This window comes from Achromobacter sp. EB05, assembly GCF_044232075.1.
GTDB lineage: Bacteria > Pseudomonadota > Gammaproteobacteria > Burkholderiales > Burkholderiaceae_B > Achromobacter > Achromobacter dolens.
Genome location: NZ_CP155917.1, coordinates 2192647 through 2210506, shown reverse-complemented (window position 1 = coordinate 2210506; position 17860 = coordinate 2192647). Strand labels below are relative to the sequence as shown.

The 17860-nt window shown below is 69.8% G+C and carries 15 protein-coding genes; 6 read left to right on the top strand and 9 right to left on the bottom strand.

The window, feature by feature from the left end; all coding sequences use genetic code 11:
• Window positions 1-25: 25 nt before the first annotated feature.
• Window positions 26-1360: an MFS transporter gene (locus AAID08_RS10170; protein ID WP_395757594.1), complete on the top strand. Its 1335-nt coding sequence runs from the start codon at window positions 26-28 to the stop codon at window positions 1358-1360.
• Between the two features lie 37 nt (window positions 1361-1397).
• Here the strand turns inward: AAID08_RS10170 and AAID08_RS10165 are convergent, their stop codons facing one another.
• The gene (locus AAID08_RS10165; protein ID WP_054518896.1) at window positions 1398-2282 is read right to left on the bottom strand and encodes a LysR substrate-binding domain-containing protein; all 885 of its coding nucleotides are present in this window, start codon (window positions 2280-2282) and stop codon (window positions 1398-1400) included.
• 125 nt (window positions 2283-2407) lie between these two features.
• Between AAID08_RS10165 and AAID08_RS10160 the strand changes: the two genes are divergently transcribed.
• On the top strand, window positions 2408-3070 hold the full coding sequence (locus AAID08_RS10160; RefSeq protein ID WP_395757593.1) for a flavodoxin family protein: 663 nt from the start codon (window positions 2408-2410) through the stop codon (window positions 3068-3070).
• On the opposite strand, the gene AAID08_RS10155 is transcribed toward AAID08_RS10160, so the two are convergent.
• The 7 genes from AAID08_RS10155 to hmpA form a co-directional block, all read right to left on the bottom strand.
• Window positions 2979-3917, bottom strand: coding sequence for an alpha/beta fold hydrolase (locus AAID08_RS10155; protein ID WP_395757592.1), 939 nt, complete (start codon window positions 3915-3917; stop codon window positions 2979-2981). The genes AAID08_RS10160 and AAID08_RS10155 overlap by 92 nt on opposite strands.
• 121 nt (window positions 3918-4038) lie before the next feature.
• The gene (locus AAID08_RS10150; RefSeq protein ID WP_336235488.1) at window positions 4039-4848 is read right to left on the bottom strand and encodes an AraC family transcriptional regulator; all 810 of its coding nucleotides are present in this window, start codon (window positions 4846-4848) and stop codon (window positions 4039-4041) included.
• Between the two features lie 63 nt (window positions 4849-4911).
• Window positions 4912-5871 (bottom strand): proline dehydrogenase family protein, encoded by a 960-nt coding sequence (locus AAID08_RS10145; protein WP_372416196.1) that lies wholly within the window; start codon window positions 5869-5871, stop codon window positions 4912-4914.
• An 80-nt stretch (window positions 5872-5951) separates the two neighbouring features.
• Entirely contained in the window at window positions 5952-6866 is a 915-nt protein-coding gene (locus tag AAID08_RS10140) for a DMT family transporter (protein WP_054416136.1), read from the bottom strand.
• A 283-nt stretch (window positions 6867-7149) separates the two neighbouring features.
• The gene (locus tag AAID08_RS10135) at window positions 7150-8397 is read right to left on the bottom strand and encodes a D-amino acid dehydrogenase (protein ID WP_175142964.1); all 1248 of its coding nucleotides are present in this window, start codon (window positions 8395-8397) and stop codon (window positions 7150-7152) included.
• 173 nt (window positions 8398-8570) lie between these two features.
• Window positions 8571-9008, bottom strand: a complete 438-nt coding sequence (locus AAID08_RS10130) for an Rrf2 family transcriptional regulator (RefSeq protein ID WP_054503809.1) — start codon at window positions 9006-9008, stop codon at window positions 8571-8573.
• Between the two features lie 19 nt (window positions 9009-9027).
• A complete protein-coding gene (hmpA, locus tag AAID08_RS10125) occupies window positions 9028-10245 on the bottom strand; it encodes an NO-inducible flavohemoprotein (RefSeq protein ID WP_175142963.1) in 1218 nt (405 codons plus the stop codon).
• Between the two features lie 168 nt (window positions 10246-10413).
• On the opposite strand from hmpA, the gene AAID08_RS10120 reads away from it, so the two are divergent.
• On the top strand, window positions 10414-10875 hold the full coding sequence (locus AAID08_RS10120; protein ID WP_054503811.1) for a GatB/YqeY domain-containing protein: 462 nt from the start codon (window positions 10414-10416) through the stop codon (window positions 10873-10875).
• Window positions 10876-10877: 2 nt separating this feature from the next.
• On the top strand, window positions 10878-12017 hold the full coding sequence (locus AAID08_RS10115) for a hypothetical protein (protein WP_395757591.1): 1140 nt from the start codon (window positions 10878-10880) through the stop codon (window positions 12015-12017).
• Between the two features lie 22 nt (window positions 12018-12039).
• Here AAID08_RS10115 and dinB read toward each other — a convergent pair whose 3' ends face one another.
• The gene (dinB, locus tag AAID08_RS10110) at window positions 12040-13122 is read right to left on the bottom strand and encodes a DNA polymerase IV (RefSeq protein WP_054503813.1); all 1083 of its coding nucleotides are present in this window, start codon (window positions 13120-13122) and stop codon (window positions 12040-12042) included.
• 167 nt (window positions 13123-13289) lie between these two features.
• Between dinB and AAID08_RS10105 the strand changes: the two genes are divergently transcribed.
• Together AAID08_RS10105 and AAID08_RS10100 are read left to right on the top strand one after the other, a co-directional pair.
• Window positions 13290-13715 (top strand): PaaI family thioesterase, encoded by a 426-nt coding sequence (locus tag AAID08_RS10105; RefSeq protein ID WP_054503814.1) that lies wholly within the window; start codon window positions 13290-13292, stop codon window positions 13713-13715.
• 108 nt (window positions 13716-13823) lie between these two features.
• Complete coding sequence (locus tag AAID08_RS10100) at window positions 13824-17705, top strand: S6 family peptidase (RefSeq protein ID WP_395757590.1); 3882 nt, start codon at window positions 13824-13826, stop codon at window positions 17703-17705.
• Window positions 17706-17860: the final 155 nt, after the last annotated feature.

Sequence of the window (17860 nt, the reverse complement as noted above, 5' to 3'; positions counted from 1 at the left end):
CGCGTCAATCCCATCTGGAACCGTAATGTCCCTGCCCGCCTCCGCGCTCTCCGCCCCAACCCCTGCCGTGCGCCCCACCCACCGCTGGAAGGTGCTGGCGGTGGGGGTGGCCGCCAATGCTGCCTTCTCCGCGGCGGCGGCCGGCCTGCCCGCCACCGCCGTCTTCCTGCGCGCGGACTATCAACTGGACAACGACGCCCTGGGCCTGGCGCTCGGCGTGCTCGGCCTGGGCGTGGCGTTGTTCGAGCTGCCCTGGGGCCTGCTGGCCGACCGCTGGGGCGACCGGCCGGTGCTGCTGGGCGGCCTGGGCGCGACGGCCGCGGCGCTGGCCTGGATGAGTCTGTTCGCCGCGCCGGCCCACGGCGTCGCGCCCGCCTTGTGGCTGCTGGCGCTGGGCCTGCTGCTGGTGGGCGTGATGGGCGGCAGCGTCAACGGCGCCAGCGGTCGCGCGGTGATGGCGTGGTTCGACGAAGGTGAGCGCGGCCTGGCGATGAGCATCCGCCAGACCGCCGTGCCGCTGGGCGGCGGACTGGGCGCGCTGGTGCTGCCCTGGCTGGCGTCGCGGGCCGGTTTCGGCGCGGTCTTCGGCCTGCTGGCCGGCCTGTGCGCGGGCGCCGCGCTGCTGACGCTGGGATGGCTGCGCGAGCCGGATCGGGCGCACCCCGCCACGGCGGCCGGCTCCACCGCAGCCTCCCACGCCGGCGACAACACCCCGACAACCTCCCCGCCCTCGCGAGCCGCAACCCACACGCCGATCGCCGCCGCGTCGAGCCCCCTGCGCGACGCCAGGGTATGGCGCGCGGCGGTGGCGATCGGCCTGCTCTGCTGCCCGCAATTCGCGGTGCTGACGTTCGCCACCGTATTCCTGCATGACTTCAGCGGCGCCGGCATCGCCACGCTGACCGCCGTGATGGTGGCGGTGCAACTGGGCGCCATGGTGGCGCGCATCGCCGGCGGCCGCTGGACCGACCGCCACGGCAATCGCCGCGCCTACCTGCGCGGCTGCGTCTGGCTGGGCTGTGTGTTGTTCGTGGCGCTGGCGGCCGCGGCCTGGCTCCAGGGCGCGGTTCCCGGCAACCGCGCGGCGCTGCTGGCCGTGCCCGTGCTGCTGGCCGCCGCCGGCATCTGCGCCTCGGCCTGGCACGGCGTGGCCTACACCGAACTGGTCACGCTGGCCGGCGCCGCCCGCGCCGGCACCGCGCTGGGGCTGGCCAACACCTGCGGCTACCTGGGATTGTTCCTGACGCCGCTGGCGCTGCCGCGGCTGGTGGCGGCCACGTCCTGGCCGCTGGCCTGGCTGGCCGCCGGCGGCGCCATGCTGGCAATCTTGCCGCTGTTGCCGCGACCGGCACGGCCGTGAATGCGCGTCGACCGGCACGCATCGACCAACGCCGCCGCTAGTCCTTGAATTCCTGCCGCAGCCACGCCAGGAACGCCTTGACCGGCGGATGGCGCTCGCGCCCCGGCGCGCACAGCGCGGTGTAGGCCGCGCCGGCCACGCTGACCTCGGGACGCAGCGGCACCAGCGTGCCGGCCGCGACACTATCCGAAACCATGACCGAACTGGCCAGCACCAGTCCCTGCCCCGCGATGGCCGCCTGCAACGCGTAGTGCTCTTCCGCATAGGCGTGCAGCGCCGCCGGTTTGCGCCAGGCCGGCAGCCCGGCCGCCTCGCACCACTGCAGCCAGCCCTCGTCATACAGCGCCGAATCGCGCCAACGCACGGTCACCAGCGCGGGGCGCGCCCGCCGCGCCTGCGCCACCACCGCGGGCGCGCCGTAGACCCCGAACCGCTCCTGCAGCGTGCACGCCGCATGCAGCAGGGGATAGCGCTGGCGGCTGTAGCGGATCGCCACGTCGACGCTGGCGTCCTGCAGCAGGTCGATCGTCTCGGCCTGCGCCTGCAGGCGCAATTGGTACTGCGGATAGGCCTGGTAGAAGCGGCCCAGCCGCGGCACCAGCCAGAGCGCCGCGAACGAATGCGTGGTGGACAGCGTCAGCGCGCCGGCCGCGCTGGCCGGCCGCAGCGCATCCAGCGTCTGGGCGATGTCCAGCAAGGCGCCGTGCGCGCTGGCGAACAGCCGCGCGCCGGCGTCGGTCAGGCGCACGCCCTGCGGCACCCGGTCGAACAAGGCCACGCCGGCGTGGCGCTCCAGCGCCTTGATCTGATGCGAAACCGCCGTGGGCGTCACGGCCAGCTCGGCCGCGGCCGCCTTGAAGCTGCGCAAGCGCGCGGCGGCCTCGAAGGCGCGCAGGGCGGTGACCGGCAGGGAAGCAAACATGGCGTGCCATCCAGATGAATTCAACTCATCTTAGTCAAGAAATCCTCGTTTGTCCCGATGCGCGCCGCTGCGTAAATTTTGCCTCGTATCTTCCCTTTTCGTTTCACTCATCGAGGCATACAAACATGAATCCAGCTCATCAATCAAAGCGCCTGCTGATTCTGGCCGGCAGCCCTCGCCGCGACGGCAACAGCGCCGCGCTCGGCGCCGCGGCGCAACGCGGCGCGCAGGCCGCCGGCAGCCACGCCAGCCTGCTGTTCCTGGACGATTACATCAAGGGTTTCCTGCCGGACCTGCGCCATGCCTCGGCGCCGGACGACCGCTACGCCGAGCTGTTCCTGGAACACTTCCTGCCCGCCGACGGCGTGCTGTTCTGCACCCCGCTCTACTGGTACGGCATGTCGGCGCAGACCAAGGCATTCTTCGACCGCTCGTTCACGCATTACGCCGGCACCGGCCCCGAACCCGGGGCGGTCAAGGCGCGCATGGCCGGCAAGCGCCTGGCCCTGGCGGTGGCGTCCGAGGAAACCTATCCCGGCGCGATCCTGGGCGTGGTGCACCAGGTGCAGGAATTCGCGCGCTACACCCACGCCGATTTCGTCGGGGTGGTCCACGGCGCCGGCAACAGCCGAGGCGAGATCGCGGCGGATCCCCGCAATCCGTTGCTGGCGGCCGAAACACTGGGCGCGGAGTTCTTCAAGCGGAAATACTCGGACTATCGGCTAGAGACGCCACGCAGTCACAACGTATGGGCGTCGCCCCCGCCAGCCGCCGCTCCCCGCGGCTGAGCCAGCCCAGGGCGATCGGCCACAGCGTGTCGCGAAAGCGGTCATGGAAAAAGGCGAAATGGCCGATCGCGTCCAACCCCAGCGAGGCCGGCGCCAGGCGCAGGTGGGTGCGGGCGCTGCCGGTGAAATACGCCAGCAGCCGGGCGATGGCGGCTTCGGTGCCGAATTCGTCATCGGTGACGCTGAGCGCCAGGATCGGGGCGGTCACCGCCGCCATCGCGGCGACGCGGCGATCCGGCCCGCCGCGCCCCTCGAAGCGCGCGCCCATGAAACTCCAGTCACGCACCACCCCGCGAGGCGTGTCCTCCAGCCAGCCCAGCCGACGCCCGGGGAAGTAACCCAGGCAGGCGGCCAGCAGCGGCATCACCACATGCCACTTGGCCAGCATGCGCAGGCGCTGGCCGGCAGCGTAATCGCGCCAGTAGGCATATTGCGCCCCCATGGTGAAAATGCGCCGCAACCCGCTGGCCGACGGCGCCAGCCCGGTGACGAAGCCGCCGATGCTGTGCGCCACCACGTCCACCGGCTGGCCCGGAAAATGGTGGCGCACATACCCCAGCACCGCCTCGAAATCCTTCTCGCCCCAATCCATCCAGGACGCCCGGAAACGGCGCAGCGACGCCGGACGCGACTCGCCGATGCCGCGATAGTCGTAGGTCAGCACATCGAAACCGTGTTGGTGCAGGTAGGCCGCGAAGCGCGCGTAATAGCGGCAGCGCACCGAGGTGGCGGCATTGATGACCACCACCGGACGCGGGCCGGCCGGATCGGGGTCGGCGTGACGCCACACGTAGCCTCCCAGCGGCACGCCGTCCGCGGCGCGCAGCGTGATGCGTTGCGAGTCCATCTTCACATTCCCTTGAATCAATCAATACGGCGTCGACGGACGCCATATGATGCGATTAAATCCGGTAAAAACCCCTGATTCAACCGATCATTCATCGCTCATTACATGAGCCATGGGAATGTCATTCGGCGGCTTTGCGGGCCGCCGATCGACGCAGCACGCCGGGCGGACTGCCATAGACCTGCTTGAACACCCGCGTCAGGTGCGCCTGGTCGGCAAAGCCCACCGCCAGCGCCGCCTCGGCCAGCGGCAGCCCGCCGCGCAGCAGCGCGCGGGCGCGCGCCACCCGCCAATTGCGCAGCCAGGCCTGCGGCGGCAGACCGTAGCGGCGCGCGAACTGCTTGACCAGGGTGCTGCGGTGGCGGCCATCGGCCCGCGCCAGCGCCTCCAGGTCGGGCGCGCAGGCAGGATCGGCGCGCATCCTTTGCCACAGCAGTTCGCACACGTCGGCGCCATCTCGCGCCGCCTCGGCGGGCGCCCGCCCATGCGCCGCCAACAGCCGGAACAGCGCCGCCGACAGGTCGCCGCGGCGCGCCGCGTCATCGGTATGGTCAGGCGCCAGCGCGGCCAGCCATTGCGCGCACAGGGGCGCGTCGCGGATCACCGGCCCGGGCAGGTCCAGTCCGCCCTCGCGCAGCGCCAGGGCGTGCTGCTGGAACCAGGCCGGCTCGATGTACGCCATGCGGTAGGCGAGCAGGCCGGCCGACGTGCCGCCGGTATGCACCTGGCCCGGCGCGATCACCACCAGATCGCCCTCGCCCGCCTCGAAGGGGCGGCCGTGCACCGTGAAGGCGCAGCGCCCGCGCGCGATGGCGCCGATCGACCAGGCGTCGTGGAAATGCGCGTCGTACCGGTAGGCGCGCAGGTCGGCGATCAGCACATCGCCGGGCAGGCCGGCGCCGCAATGCCAGATATGTTGGGAAACCGCCATCGGAAAACCGCCAGTGAAAAACGCTCGGGCGCGGCCTCGGCAAGCCCGGCCACTGGCGACAGGCTACCCGAAATAGTCCCCTTCCGCGGCCAACGACCGCGCCAGCAGCCATGCATTGCGCGGATGCTCGCCCACCCGCCGGACCGCATAGGGCCACCAGTCCGCCCCGAATGGCAGGTACACCCGGACGGCGTAGCCCAGGCGCCGCAGCGCCAGTTGCCAGTCGGGCCGCACGCCATAGAGCATCTCGAACTCGAACTCGTCCGCCCCCCACCCCCGCTCGCGCGCCAAGGCCATGATGGCGCCGGCCAGGCGGTCGTCATGGGTGCCGAAGACCGGAAGGAAGCCGGCCGCGCGCGCCTGGGGCGACAGCATGATGGCGGCCGCGTCCAGGTAGGCCTGGTCGATATGGGCGCGGCCGGCATGATCCAGCGCGCGTTCCGGGAACGCCCCCTTGACCAGCCGCAGCGAGGTGCGCTGGCCGATGGCCCACGCCAGGTCGACCGGCGTGCGGCGCCGGCGCGCCTGCAGCGTCAGGCCGGCGGGCAGGCCGGCGCCCAGCAGTTCCGCGTGCAAGGCGCAGGTGCGTTCGCGCAGGCCCGAGTCCTCCATGTCCAGCACCACCCAGTCGCGCCCGCCGCCCGCGGCCTGGCGCGCCGCCGCCGCGATACGCCGGGCATTGCCGCGCCCCAGCGCATCGTCGCGCATGTAGCCAATGGCGGTGGGATCGATCGACACGTGCACGTCCAGCCCCGCCCGGCCCAGCGCGGCGCAGGCCTGCATGGCCTGTTGCGTGTTGTGTTCGATCGCCGCCGGGTCGGCCACGTATTCGCCCAGGTAGAACAGCGAAGCGCGGATGCCGTGCGCCTCGCGCAGCCGCGCGGCGGTGCGCACCGCCGCCTCGACATCGGCGCCGCCGACGAAGCGGCGCGCCAGCGGGGTGCGCGCGGCCAATGCGCGCATGGCGCGTCCGGCGCCCGGGCTGCGCGCCAGGGCGATGGCGGTTTTCTGGAAAAGGCTCATGGGCTCTCCGTTCAAAGAGAGCCACTATGCGGCGCCGGCCCCGTCCCGTCTTGAACGGGAGTGAACCGCGCCGGCGCCCGTCACGCCTTGCCGGCAGCCAGCGCGGCGGCCCGGGCGCGGCCGAACAGCGGCCGCTGCACCGTCTGCGCCAGCAGCACGCCCAGCAAGGTCACCGCGCCGCCCAGCAGGTGGTAGGAATGCAGTTGCTCGCGCAGCAACACGAACGCGGCCAGCGCGGTGAACAACGGCAGCAGGTTGATGAAGATGCTGCAGCGGTTCGGCCCCAGGCGGTGCACGCCCTCGATCCACAGGAACGACAGCAGCACCGAAGAGAAAATGCCGGCATACAGGATCAGCGGAATCGTCTTCATGTCCAGCGCCGCCTGCGCGGCCGGCACCCGCAGGTACAGCGGCAGCATGTACAGCAGCGCGAAAATCGACTGCACGAAGGTCGACTGCCACGCCGGCAGCGGCACTTTCCAGTGGCGCAGCAGCACGCCGTACAGCGCGTAGGAAAACGCCGCCATCAGCATCAGGCCGTCGCCCACGTGGATGCCGTGCTGGAACACGCTCAGCATCTCGCCCTGCCCCACCAGGTACAGCAGGCCCAGGAATGACAGCGCGCCGCCGACCGCCATGCCCAGGGTCAGCGGATCGCGCAGGATGACCACGCTCAGCAGCATGCTCAGCAGCGGGATCAACGCGGTCAGGATCGCCATGTTGGTGGCGGTGGTGGTCTCGGCGGCGCGGTACGACAGCGCCTGGAACAGCGCCGACGACAGTCCGCCGTACAGCGCCAGCTTGGGCCAGTGGCGCAGGATCACATGGCGGTTGCGCCAGGCCGGCACGGCCGTGAACAGGCCCATGATCGCCAGCGCCAGGATCAGCCGGTAGAACGTAATGGCGGTGGGCGAAATGGCGCTGGCCGCCATCTTGGAGACGATGACATTGCCCGCCCAGAACAGGATGGCGAACAATGGAAACAGGTAGGACATGATGGGTTCACTCGCGGAAGGGAAATCGGCTCTCCGCCGCGGCGCTCGGCGCCGCGCAGGTGGCGGATGACCGGTATCCTATTGAGCGCGCGAGCGCCCGTCTGCCGATGAACAGGCAGGGACTACCTTGAAATGGACATTCCCGAGGCCGCCATATCCCAGGCCGTCGTGGGCGGGGAACGCAGGCCTGGGACGCAGAGACCCAGGCAGCGGAGGCCCGGGAAATACCAGCCCCCGAAGTGCCGGCCCGCGAGTTGCAGCCCCCCGCGGCGCGGCCCCACCCTCACGGTCTGAACGGCAGCGGGTCCAGCGGCGTATCCAGCCCCGCCATCTGCGCCGTCAGCAGCGCCGCGCTGCCGCAGGCCAGGGTGAAGCCAAGCGCGCCCTGGCCAATGTTCAGCCACAGGTTGTCGGCGGCGGAACTGCGTCCGATCAGCGGTTTGCCGGTGGGCGTGGCCGGGCGCAGCCCGGCCCAGGGAATCGCCTGCGCCAGGTCCAGCGCCGGAAACGCCTCGCGCACCTGGCGCTTGAGCAGCGCGATGCGAGCCGGATCGATGTCGGCATTGGCGCTGCCGATGTCCACCATGGCCGCGATCCGCAGCACCCCGCCGACCCGCGCATAGACGATGCGGCGCTCGTAGTCGGTGACGCTGATGCGCGGCGCCACGGTATCGTCGTCCGCCAGCGGCACGGTCAGGCTGTAGCCCTTGAGCGGATACAGCGGCACATCGTGGCCCAGCGGTCGCAGCAAGGCGCGCGTGCCGATGCCCGTGGCCAGCACCACCGCGTCGGCGCCGATGTCGCCGTCCTGGGCGTGCACCGCGACGATGCGCCGGCCCTCGCGCTGCAGGCCGGCGACGGGATTGGACATGGCGCAATGCACGTTGGGCAGCGCTTGCAGCCGCTCGAACAGCGCCTGCGTGAATTGGCGGCAGTCGCCCGCCTCTTCGCTCGGGGTGTAGATGGCGCCGGCCAGGCTGGCGCCCATGCCGGCCAGCGCCGGCTCGCGCTGCAACGTCTGGGCGGCGTCCAGCACCTGCTGCTCGGCGCCGTGGGTCGCCTGGTAGGCGACCAGCGCGCGCGCCTTGTCCAGCAGGGCCGCGCTGCGGTAGGCGATCAGCTTGCCGTTGCGCAGATGGCCGAATTCCAGGTTTTCCTGTTCCAGCAAGGCATGCATGGCGTCGCGGCTGAGAAAGGACAGCGCCTGCAATTGCGCGGTGGACTCGCGCGCCACCGAGGCGCGACAGGCCAGCGCGAAGCGCAGGCACCAGCGCCACTGATGCGGGTCCAGCCGCGGCCGGAAACGCAGCGGCGAATCCTCGCGCAGCAGCCAGCCCGGCACGCTCGGCAACACGCCCGGCCCGGCCAGCGGCGCGACGTAGCTGTAGCTGAGCTGGCCGCCGTTGGCGTAGCTGGAAACCTCGGCCGGATGGGCGTGGCTATCGACCAGCACGACCTCGTGGCCCTGGCGGGCAAGGAAATAAGCCGAGGTCACGCCCACGACCCCGGCGCCGATCACGCATACCCGCATAGCCTGCATCCCGATAAGAAAATGGCGACGGTCTTATTCTGAAGCGGGGGACGGATGACCGCAAATCACCAAAGCCCCAGCACCCATAACCGCGGCTCATGGACGGCGCTCATGGCCCGGCCTCGCCGCCAAACGTCACGCCCACGGCCCCCGGCGAGCCGCCGGCGCCGCCGTCAGGCGGCGCGATGCAGCCTGATGATGGCCGCGGCGGTCGGATCGCGCACCAGGTCCGCCAGGGTATAGCCATTGAGCGCGTCGTAGAACGCCTGCAGGGTCTGCGCCAGCACCCCCGCCAGGCGGCAGGCGCCGTCCAGCGCACAGGGCGGCTCGCGGCAGTCGATCAGCGGGCCCTGCTGTTCCAGTTCGCGCACCAGGTCGCCCAGCCGGTACTCGCCGGCCGGGCGCGCCAGCGCCAGGCCGCCCCCCTTGCCGCGCGCCGTGCTGACCCAGCCGCGCTGCGACATGAAATGCACCACCTTGACCAGGTGGTTGCGCGACAGGTCGAAGCGCGTGGCGATCTCCGGAATGGTGACCGCCGCGGGCCGGTCGCGGCACTGCGTCAGATACATCAGCACGCGCAGGCCGAAGTCGGTGAATCGGGTCAGTTGCATGGACGCCAGGATACACCGCTCAGGCCGGCGCGCCGCCGCTGCCGAAGGCCTCGGCGTGGATGCGGCCCGGCGCCACGCCCAGCGCCAGCAGCGTTTCGCGCTGCGCCCGCATGAAACCGGACGGGCCGCACAGGTAGTAATCGGCATCCGGCACGATGGCCTCGTCGCGGATGGCGCGCAGGTCGACCCGGCCATGATGGTCGTAGTCGCGGCCCGGGCGGTCGGCGTCGCCGACTTGCTCGTAGAACACCGCCTTGCGCACGTTGCCGCGGCGCGCGGCGATGTCGTTGACATGATCTTTCATGGCGTGCGCCGCGGCATTGCGACAGCCGTGCACGAAGCGGATCTGGCGCGCATCGCCGTTGGCCACCAAGTGGTTCAGGATCGACACCATGGGCGTCAGCCCGACCCCGCCGCTCAGCAGCACCACCGGCGCGTCGCCGTCCTCGCGCAGGTGGAAGTCGCCCTGCGGCGGCGCCACGTCCAGCACGCCGCCTTCCTCCAGGCGGTCGTGCAGCGCATTGGACACGCGTCCGGCCGGACCGTGCGCGCCGCCCGCTTCGCGCTTGACCGAGATCCGCAGGCGGTCCTGGCCCGGCGCGTCCGACAGGCTGTACTGACGCGGCTGCATCAATCCCAGCTCCGGCACGTAGACGCGCACCGACACATACTGGCCGGGGAGATAGGCCGGCACCGCGCCGCCATCGGCCGGCGCCAGGTAGAACGAGGTGATCTCGGCGCTTTCGGGCTGCTTGCCGACCACGCGGAACGCGCGCCAGCCGGTCCAGCCGCCCGGTTTGGCGGCCGACTCGGCGTACAACCGCGCCTCGGCGGCGATCAGCATGTCGGCCAACTGGCCATAGGCGGCGGCCCAGGCGTCGACCAGTTCATCGGTGGCGGCCTCGCCCAGCACTTCGCGGATCGAGGCCAGCAGGTGCTTGCCGACAATGGCGTAGTGCTCGGGCCGGATGCCCAGGCTGACGTGCTTGTGAACGATGCGCGTCACCACCGGCGCCAGCACCGACGGGTCGTCGATATGCTCGGCGTAGGCCGCGACCGCGCCGGCCAACGCCTGCTGCTGCTCGCCGCCCGCCTGGTGCCCCTGGTTGAAGATGTGCTTGAGTTCCGGATTGTGCTGGAACATGCGCGCGTAGAAATGGCGCGTCAGGGCCTCGCCATGGGTTTTCAGGACGGGGGCCGTGGCCTTGACCAGGACGCGGATCTGCGGGCTCAACATTGACTGCTCCTTGCGCTGCGGACGGCGCCTGGGCCATCCTTTTTAAAGATGCATTAATAATACATGTTTAAAAAGGAGGCGCAAAATCCGCGCCCGCCGGGGCCGCCCCACGGATCACCGCCCCACGGTTACACTGCGCCTTTGACGCAACACCACAAAGGTTCCCCCATGAGCACCGCTACGCTCAAGACCCGCCTCTCCGACGCCGTCAAGGACGCCATGCGCGCCAAGGCGGCCGAGCGCCTCGCCACCCTGCGTTTCCTGCTGGCCGCCGTCAAGCAGAAAGAAGTCGACGAACGCCGCGACCTGACCGACGCCGAGATCACCGCCATCATCGAGAAGCAGGTCAAGCAGCGCCGCGAATCCATCGCCGCGTTCGAGCAGGCCGGCCGCACCGAGACCGCCGAGCAGGAAAAGGCCGAACTGGTCGTGCTGCAGGAATTCCTGCCGCAGGCCGCCACGCCCGAGGAAGTGTCTGCCGCCATCGACGCCGCGCTGGCCGAAGTGGCCGCGCAGGGCGTCACCGGCGCCCCGGCCATGGGCAAGGTCATGGCGCTGCTCAAGCAGTCGCTGGCCGGCCGCGCCGACATGACCGCGTTGTCGCAGCAGGTCAAGGGCCGGCTCGCGTGAGCATGGCCGGCGCCGCCGACACGCTGGACGCCCTGGCCCCGCCGCTGCGCGGGGCGATCGGCGACTGCGTGGCGGCGATCAACCTGGCGCGGCAGCATTTCGAGTCGCGCTATGACGCCACCCTGCCCGATCCACTGCAGGCCGACCCCGCGGCCCTGCGCCGCCTGTCGGACGCCATCGCGCCCGTGATCGAACGCCTGGCCGCCGAGCCGGACAACGGCCACGGCTGGGGCGCGGGCGGCGGCTCGGCGCTGGGCTACCGCGAGCCGCGCCCAGTGACGCTGGGCCTGTGGCGCGGCAGCCATGGCCGCCCCGGCGACGCCGATGGCACGCTGGATTACACCCGCTGCCTGTACCTGCTGTTCCAGGCCACCCGCCTGGCGCCCGCCGCGATGGCGCAGGCCATCGCGCCGATGCGCGACGACATCGTCTTCAATCACATCACCCTGCACATCATCGAAGACGCGCTGGCACTGGCCCTGCACTCGGGCGCCAGCCAGGCGGCGCGCGCCGCCGCGGCCGAACCCCACATCCAGCAGTTGCGCGTCACCCATATCTTCCGCGAGGAAGACAACCGCTACCAGGGCTACCGCATCCTGCTGCGCGACGCGGCCGACCATGGCGACGCCGCCGCCGCGCTCAAGCTGCTGCCCCAGTGCAACACGCGCAGCGAGCGCCACGAAATCGATACGATCAAGAGTCGGCTGGTGGCCGCCGTCAGCGCCCGCGACGGCCTGCAGGCCGCGCTCGATCTGTGCGCCAACAAGCGCATCGGCCCGGCCTGCCGCGAATATGCGCTGCAGCCGGTCATCGACGCCGGCGACTACGACGCGCTGCGGGCCGCGCTGGCGCAACACCCCGATCTGGCCACGCCCGACAACGGCGACGGCCTGAGTGTCCTGGTGCCCGCCTTCTGCGTCCGAGAAAAAGGCGCCGGCGCCTCGCGCGATAGCCAGGAATTCGACGCCCTGTTCGCGCGCGTCGATGCCATGGATCCCAGGCTCAAGCACGGCGACGCGCGGCTGCGCGACTGGCTGCTGCTGGAACTGGGACTGGCCTGCGCCAACGACCCGGCCTACGTCGCCCGCTGCCGCAAGGCCATCAAGAACGCCTCGATCAAGCGCGAACTCGACGCCGCCTGACAGCGCGCGCTGCCCCCGCCCCTCAGAACGCGCCGCCGAACAGATCCGGCTGGCGCGTCTGCTCCTGCGGGTCGGCGAAATTGCTCATGCCCACGCCGGCCAGCCGGTACAGCGTCTGCGCCGGCAGGTCGACACGCTCGCACAGCAGCCGCGCCAGCGCCGCCAGTTCGGCGGCCGACGCCGGCGGATGCGGGCTGGTCTGGCTGCGCGTCAGGATGCGGAAACGGTCGGTCTTGAGCTTGAGCACCACCGTGCGGCCCAGCGCGCCTTTTTTCAGCGCCTGGCTCCAGACCTTCTCGGCCATGCGGTCCAGGGCCTCGCCGATCGCGTCCAGCCGCACGTCTTCGGAAAACGTGGTCTCGGCCGACACCTGCTGCAGCGGCTGGTCGGTCTGCACCTCGCGCTCGTCGATGCCGCGCGCCAGCTCATACAGGCGGCGGCCGTAGCGGCCAAAGTAGTGTTCCAGTTCCTGGACCCCATGCGTGGCGAGGTCGCCCACCGTCTGGATGCCCAGTTGCTCCAGGCGCGCCTGCGTCACCTTGCCCACGCCCGGCACCTTGCGCACCGGCAGCGGCTGCAGGAATTCCAGCACCCGGTTCGGACGGATCACGAACTGGCCGTCCGGCTTGTTCCAGTCGGATGCGATCTTGGCCAGGAACTTGTTGGGCGCCACCCCGGCCGACGCGGTCAGGCCGGTCTCGGCGCGGATCTGCTGGCGGATCACCTGCGCCACCTCGGTGGCCGACGGCAGCCCCAGCTTGTTGACGGTGACGTCCAGGTAGGCTTCGTCCAGCGACAGTGGCTCGATCAGGTCGGTATGGCGGGCGAAGATCTGGCGGATCTGGCGCGAGACCTCGCGGTAGCGGTTGAAGTCGGGCGGCACGTAGACCGCCTGCGGACAGAGCCGCTGCGCGCGCACCGCCGACATGGCCGAATGCACGCCGAAGCGGCGCGCCTCGTAGGACGCCGCGCACACCACCGAGCGCGGCCCGGTCCACGCCACCACCACCGGCTGGCCGCGCAGTTCGGGGTTGTCGCGCTGTTCCACGGAGGCGTAGAACGCGTCCATGTCGATATGTACGATCTTGCGGGTGACGTCGCTCATGTCGGCGGAAAACGGATCGGCGACCGCATGGCGCGCACACGGGCGCGAAAAGTACGGTCACCGAAAAAAACGGCCATGGCCGCCGCATCCTCGCGGGCCGGCGGCGTAAAAGTGGATATTATGACCGCCAAATTCCCGTCGTTCCCTTTCCCTGCGTGCCCACCTCCATGACTGCAACCGCAACCCCCGCCACCGGCGAATATTTCGGCCTGGCCATCCCGTTCATGAGCTTCATCGGCCTGGTGCCCGAAAGCATCGCGCCGGCCTACGCCCGCACCTCGCTGCCCTGGCGCCAGGACCTGACCAACAGCCGCGGCGACGTGCACGGCGGCACCCTGATGAGCGTGCTGGACTTCACCCTGAGCGCGGCCGCGCGTGGTTCGGCCGATGCCACCGAGGGCATGGCCACCATCGACATGAACACCACCTTCCTGTCGCCCGGCACCGGCGACCTGGTGATCGAGGCGCGCTGCCTGCGCCGCGGCGGATCCATCGCCTTCTGTGAGGGCGACATCCGCCGCGCCGACGGCGAACTGGTGGCGCGCGCCACCGCCACCTTCAAGATCATCCGCCGCCGTCCCGGCGGCGACTGAAGCGGCGGCCCGGTCCGCGGCGGGGTCCGGACACCACATTATCGGACTCGCCGTGAGACGCCAATCCATGACAATGAGCGCTCCCGAATGCCTCATTGAAAGCGCCGCATGGATTGCAAACACAAGCCGCCCAGCATCCGCCACGTCACCGCCAAGGCCCCCGGCGGCCGCTTCCGCGACAGCCTCGGCCCGTTCCTGGGCCGCGCGTCGATCGTGATGGCGGCGCTGGGCGCCACGCCGATCCATGCTTCCGTCGTCGGCACCGACCTCCCCTATCAGACCTATCGCGACTTCGCTGAAAACAAGGGCGCCTTCCAGCCGGGCGCCCAGGACATCCCGCTGTACGACAAGGCGGGCAAGCCCTATGCCAGCTTGAATCGCGCTCCCATGATCGATTTCGGTTCCGTGGACCGGACCGGCGTCGCCACCCTGGTGTCGCCCGGACACATCATCAGCGTCAAGCACAACCGCGGCTATCGGCGCGTGATCTTTGGCAATCGCGACGACACCACCTACACGATCGTCAACCGCAACGAACATGCGCGGCTCGATTTCCATACGCCCAGGCTTAACAAGATCGTGACCGAGGCAGCGCCCCTGGACATGACCCGCGCCGGCAGATTGCCCGTCTATGGCGACCAGACCCGCTTTCCCGTCTTCTATCGCGTGGGGGCCGGCCACCAATACCTTCGGGACCGGACCGGCAAGATCACCGACCTCCAGCGCGCCTACTTCTACCGCACGGGCGGCACGGTCGGAAGCCCTTTTTTTTCGTTCTGGACATTCCTTTCCCATTCCGGCGACCTGTACGACCCGGCCCAGGGACCGATGGCGTCCTACGGCGTGCCCGGCGATAGCGGATCGCCGCTCTTCGCCTGGGACGCCCGCGACGGCAAATGGGTCGTGCTGGGCGTGTTGAGCGGCTATACCGAGATAACCGGAATCACCACCCACCATACGGTGATCCCCCTCGAAGACATCCTCGACGTCATGCAGCAGCGGACCGCGGCGCCCGTCATCACGGCCCCCGCCGATGGCGACCTCCTCTGGACCCACGACGAGGCCACCGGCGCCGGCGCGCTGACCCAGGGCCCGGCCTCGTGGGACGTGCGCGGCCGGCTCGACGCCGCCGGCCCCGACGCCCTGGACAACGGCCAGGACGTGACGTTTCAGGGCGGCGGCACTATCGTCCTGGCGCAGCCGGTGGACCAGGGGGCCGGCGCGCTCACCTTCGACGGCGACTACACCGTCAAGCCCGCCGATATCCAGACCTGGCGGGGCGGCGGCATCGTCGTGAACGAAGGCAGCACGGTCAACTGGCAAGTCAACGGCGTCGAGGCGGACAGCCTCCACAAGCTGGGCGCCGGCACCCTCAGGATCGCCGCCACCGGGGCCAACCCCGGCAAGTTGAATGTCGGCGACGGCACGGTCATCCTGGCGCAACAGGCGGATGCGGCCGGAACGCAGCAAGCGTTCAGCGCCGCCCGCATCGTCAGCGGTCGCCCCACCCTGGTCCTGACCGACGGCCGGCAAATCGATCCCGACAACATCAGTTGGGGTTACCGCGGGGGCAAGCTCGACATCAACGGCAACGACCTCGTCTTCCATCAATTGAACGGCGCCGACGAAGGCGCCATCCTCGCCAACAGCGGCCCGCTGGCCACCGTGAACCTGGACTTCAGCCGGCCCGGCGTCACCCACGCCGCCACCATGTGGCATGGCCATTTCGCCGGCAACATCAACATCGCCAATACCGTCGATGCGAGCGCCCAAGACAGCTTCGCCATCGATGGCGGTATCGACACCACCGGCACGGTCGTCCAGCACAACGGCCAGCTTTACCTGCAGGGGCACCCGGTCACCCATGCCGCCAGCACGGTCGCCATCGCGAACAAGCTCAAGGCCACGGGCGATGATTCGGTGTTGACCCAACCCGTGTCCTTCACGCAACCCGACTGGCAGACACGCCGGTTCCGCATGGCGTCGCTCGAACTGCGGGACGCGGACTTCCATCTTGGCCGGAATGCCGACCTCGCCACCGATATCCATGCCGACCGCTCCTCCGTCACCCTCGGCAGCAGCTTCGTGTACATCGACCTGAACGACGGCAATGGCATCAAGACCACGCCGACTGCCGGTGAATCGAAGGCCGGCGACGATGCGGATCGCAGCCGGTTCAAGGGGCAGGTGACGCTGGCGAACCACTCCACGCTCCACATCGCGGATTACTTCAGCGGCGGCATCGATGGCAGCGACAGCGAAACGTATATCGCTTCGGCCCACACGGTGCTGGACCGCCCCAGCCGGTTCGCCGGTTCCCGGGTGCGCCTGCAGGACAACGCCAGGGTGACCAGCCATGCCGGCATCATTTCCGATGGCGTGGTGCAAGTGGAAACCGCTGCCGCGCTGTCGATGCTGGCCGCGGCCGCCGCCGATGCGCCCTGGACGACCTACTCGGCCGCATCCTGGGCCCTGACCGGCCACGACAGCCGCCTCGATACCGGGTCCCGTACCCGCCTGTTCGGCGACATTCTGTCCAGCCACGCCGCGCACATCGACCTGGGCGGCAGCGAACCCGCCGCCCAGGACGGGCCGCGCGCGGCCTATGCCGGTGACATCGCGGCGCCGGCCTCCGACGTGGCCATGCGAAACCTGTTCTGGCAGGTGAAGTCGGCATCGTCGGCAAAATCGGCGCAGCTCGACCGCGTCCAGGTGGATATGGCCAGCGGACCTGGCTTCACGTCCCTCAGCGTCGATTCGCTTGCCCTGGACGACAGTCGGGTGTTCATAGCCACCGACGGCCAGTCCGCCGACCGCATCACGGTATCGCAGTCCCTGACCGGCCAGAACAACGCGCTGCATGTCCGGCTGGCCCCCTCGCTGGCTCCCGCCCTGACCCGCTCCTCGGCCAATCCCGCCGCGCCCGTCGTCCTGGTCGCCGCGCCCAAGGGCTCCCGCAACGACGTCTTCACCATCAGCGCGCCCGAGCGGGAGTTCGCCTTCCATCGCCTGATCCCGCTGGTGGGCGTCGTCGAGACCGACACCGCCACGCAATGGGTGCTGCAAGGCGTCGACAGGCGGCGGGTCGAAAAAAACGTCGACAACGGCCGCAACTTCATGGACGTCCACTATCGCAATTTTCTGACCGAAGTGAATCACCTGAACCGCCGCATGGGGGACCTGCGCGACGCCCCTGGCGAGACCGGCGGCTGGGCCCGCGTGATGAGCGGTTCCGGTTCGGCCCGGACCGGCTATTCGAACCGCTATACGCTTCTGCAGGTCGGCGCCGACCGCAAATTCACGTTCAGCGGGGCCAGCGTCTTCGCCGGCGCCACCTTGACCCACACCGACAACCGCTACAGCGGCGACGCCTTCTCCGGCCAGACCCGATCCACCGGCGGCGGCCTCTACGCCTCGACCCTGTTCCGCTCCGGGCTGTATATCGACGTGATCGGCAAATACCTGCGCAACCTCGACCGCTACGCCATGCCGGCGATGGGCCTGTCGCGTCAGGAGCGCAGCTCGCATTCCTGGTATCTCGGCGCCGAAACCGGATGGCGCCTCGCCGTCGCCAAGGGCATGTACGTCGAACCCCAGGTCGAACTGGTGTACGGCGCAGTGCCCGGCCACCGCTTCGACTGGCAGCACAACGCGTCCAACGTCAGCGTGCGGCATGGGCGGGACAACCCGTTGATCGGGCGCGTCGGCGTGGCGGCCGGCAAGACGTTCCAGGGCGCGCACTGGGAACTGACCTCGTTCGCGGGGCTCAGCTACCAATACGACCTGCGCGCCCCCGGCGTGACAGTACTGCGTGACGATGCCGGCGAAACCCGCGTCAGCCACGGCAAGGATGGCCGGATGCTGATGGAGCTTGGCGTGAACGCCAGGATCAGGAAACACACCCGGCTCAGCCTGGGCTTCGAACGCTCCGCCTTCGGCAAGTACAACGTCGACAAGGCGGTCAACGCGAACATGCGCTACGCCTTCTGAGACGCGGGCATGCAAAATCATTCCTCGCCCCCTGGGGCGGGCGACTGGCCGGACAAGCGAGCAGCAACAATATAGGACTCGCGCGCCACATTATCAGACCCGCGGTGGGACGCTATTCCCCGACAATGAGGGCTCTTCATCAAGCCTCATTGACA

What these genes read in the sequence shown, in the direction of transcription:
- AAID08_RS10120 (WP_054503811.1), top strand. Translation starts at nt 10,414, where the DNA reads ATGAGCACCGCTACGCTCAAGACCCGCCTCTCCGACGCCGTCAAGGAC.
- AAID08_RS10140 (WP_054416136.1), bottom strand. Translation starts at nt 6,866, where the DNA reads ATGTCCTACCTGTTTCCATTGTTCGCCATCCTGTTCTGGGCGGGCAAT.
- AAID08_RS10100 (WP_395757590.1), top strand. Translation starts at nt 13,824, where the DNA reads ATGGATTGCAAACACAAGCCGCCCAGCATCCGCCACGTCACCGCCAAG.
- AAID08_RS10170 (WP_395757594.1), top strand. Translation starts at nt 26, where the DNA reads ATGTCCCTGCCCGCCTCCGCGCTCTCCGCCCCAACCCCTGCCGTGCGC.
- hmpA (WP_175142963.1), bottom strand. Translation starts at nt 10,245, where the DNA reads ATGTTGAGCCCGCAGATCCGCGTCCTGGTCAAGGCCACGGCCCCCGTC.
- AAID08_RS10160 (WP_395757593.1), top strand. Translation starts at nt 2,408, where the DNA reads ATGAATCCAGCTCATCAATCAAAGCGCCTGCTGATTCTGGCCGGCAGC.
- AAID08_RS10150 (WP_336235488.1), bottom strand. Translation starts at nt 4,848, where the DNA reads ATGGCGGTTTCCCAACATATCTGGCATTGCGGCGCCGGCCTGCCCGGC.
- AAID08_RS10130 (WP_054503809.1), bottom strand. Translation starts at nt 9,008, where the DNA reads ATGCAACTGACCCGATTCACCGACTTCGGCCTGCGCGTGCTGATGTAT.
- AAID08_RS10115 (WP_395757591.1), top strand. Translation starts at nt 10,878, where the DNA reads ATGGCCGGCGCCGCCGACACGCTGGACGCCCTGGCCCCGCCGCTGCGC.
- AAID08_RS10155 (WP_395757592.1), bottom strand. Translation starts at nt 3,917, where the DNA reads ATGGACTCGCAACGCATCACGCTGCGCGCCGCGGACGGCGTGCCGCTG.
- AAID08_RS10165 (WP_054518896.1), bottom strand. Translation starts at nt 2,282, where the DNA reads ATGTTTGCTTCCCTGCCGGTCACCGCCCTGCGCGCCTTCGAGGCCGCC.
- dinB (WP_054503813.1), bottom strand. Translation starts at nt 13,122, where the DNA reads ATGAGCGACGTCACCCGCAAGATCGTACATATCGACATGGACGCGTTC.
- AAID08_RS10135 (WP_175142964.1), bottom strand. Translation starts at nt 8,397, where the DNA reads ATGCGGGTATGCGTGATCGGCGCCGGGGTCGTGGGCGTGACCTCGGCT.
- AAID08_RS10105 (WP_054503814.1), top strand. Translation starts at nt 13,290, where the DNA reads ATGACTGCAACCGCAACCCCCGCCACCGGCGAATATTTCGGCCTGGCC.
- AAID08_RS10145 (WP_372416196.1), bottom strand. Translation starts at nt 5,871, where the DNA reads ATGAGCCTTTTCCAGAAAACCGCCATCGCCCTGGCGCGCAGCCCGGGC.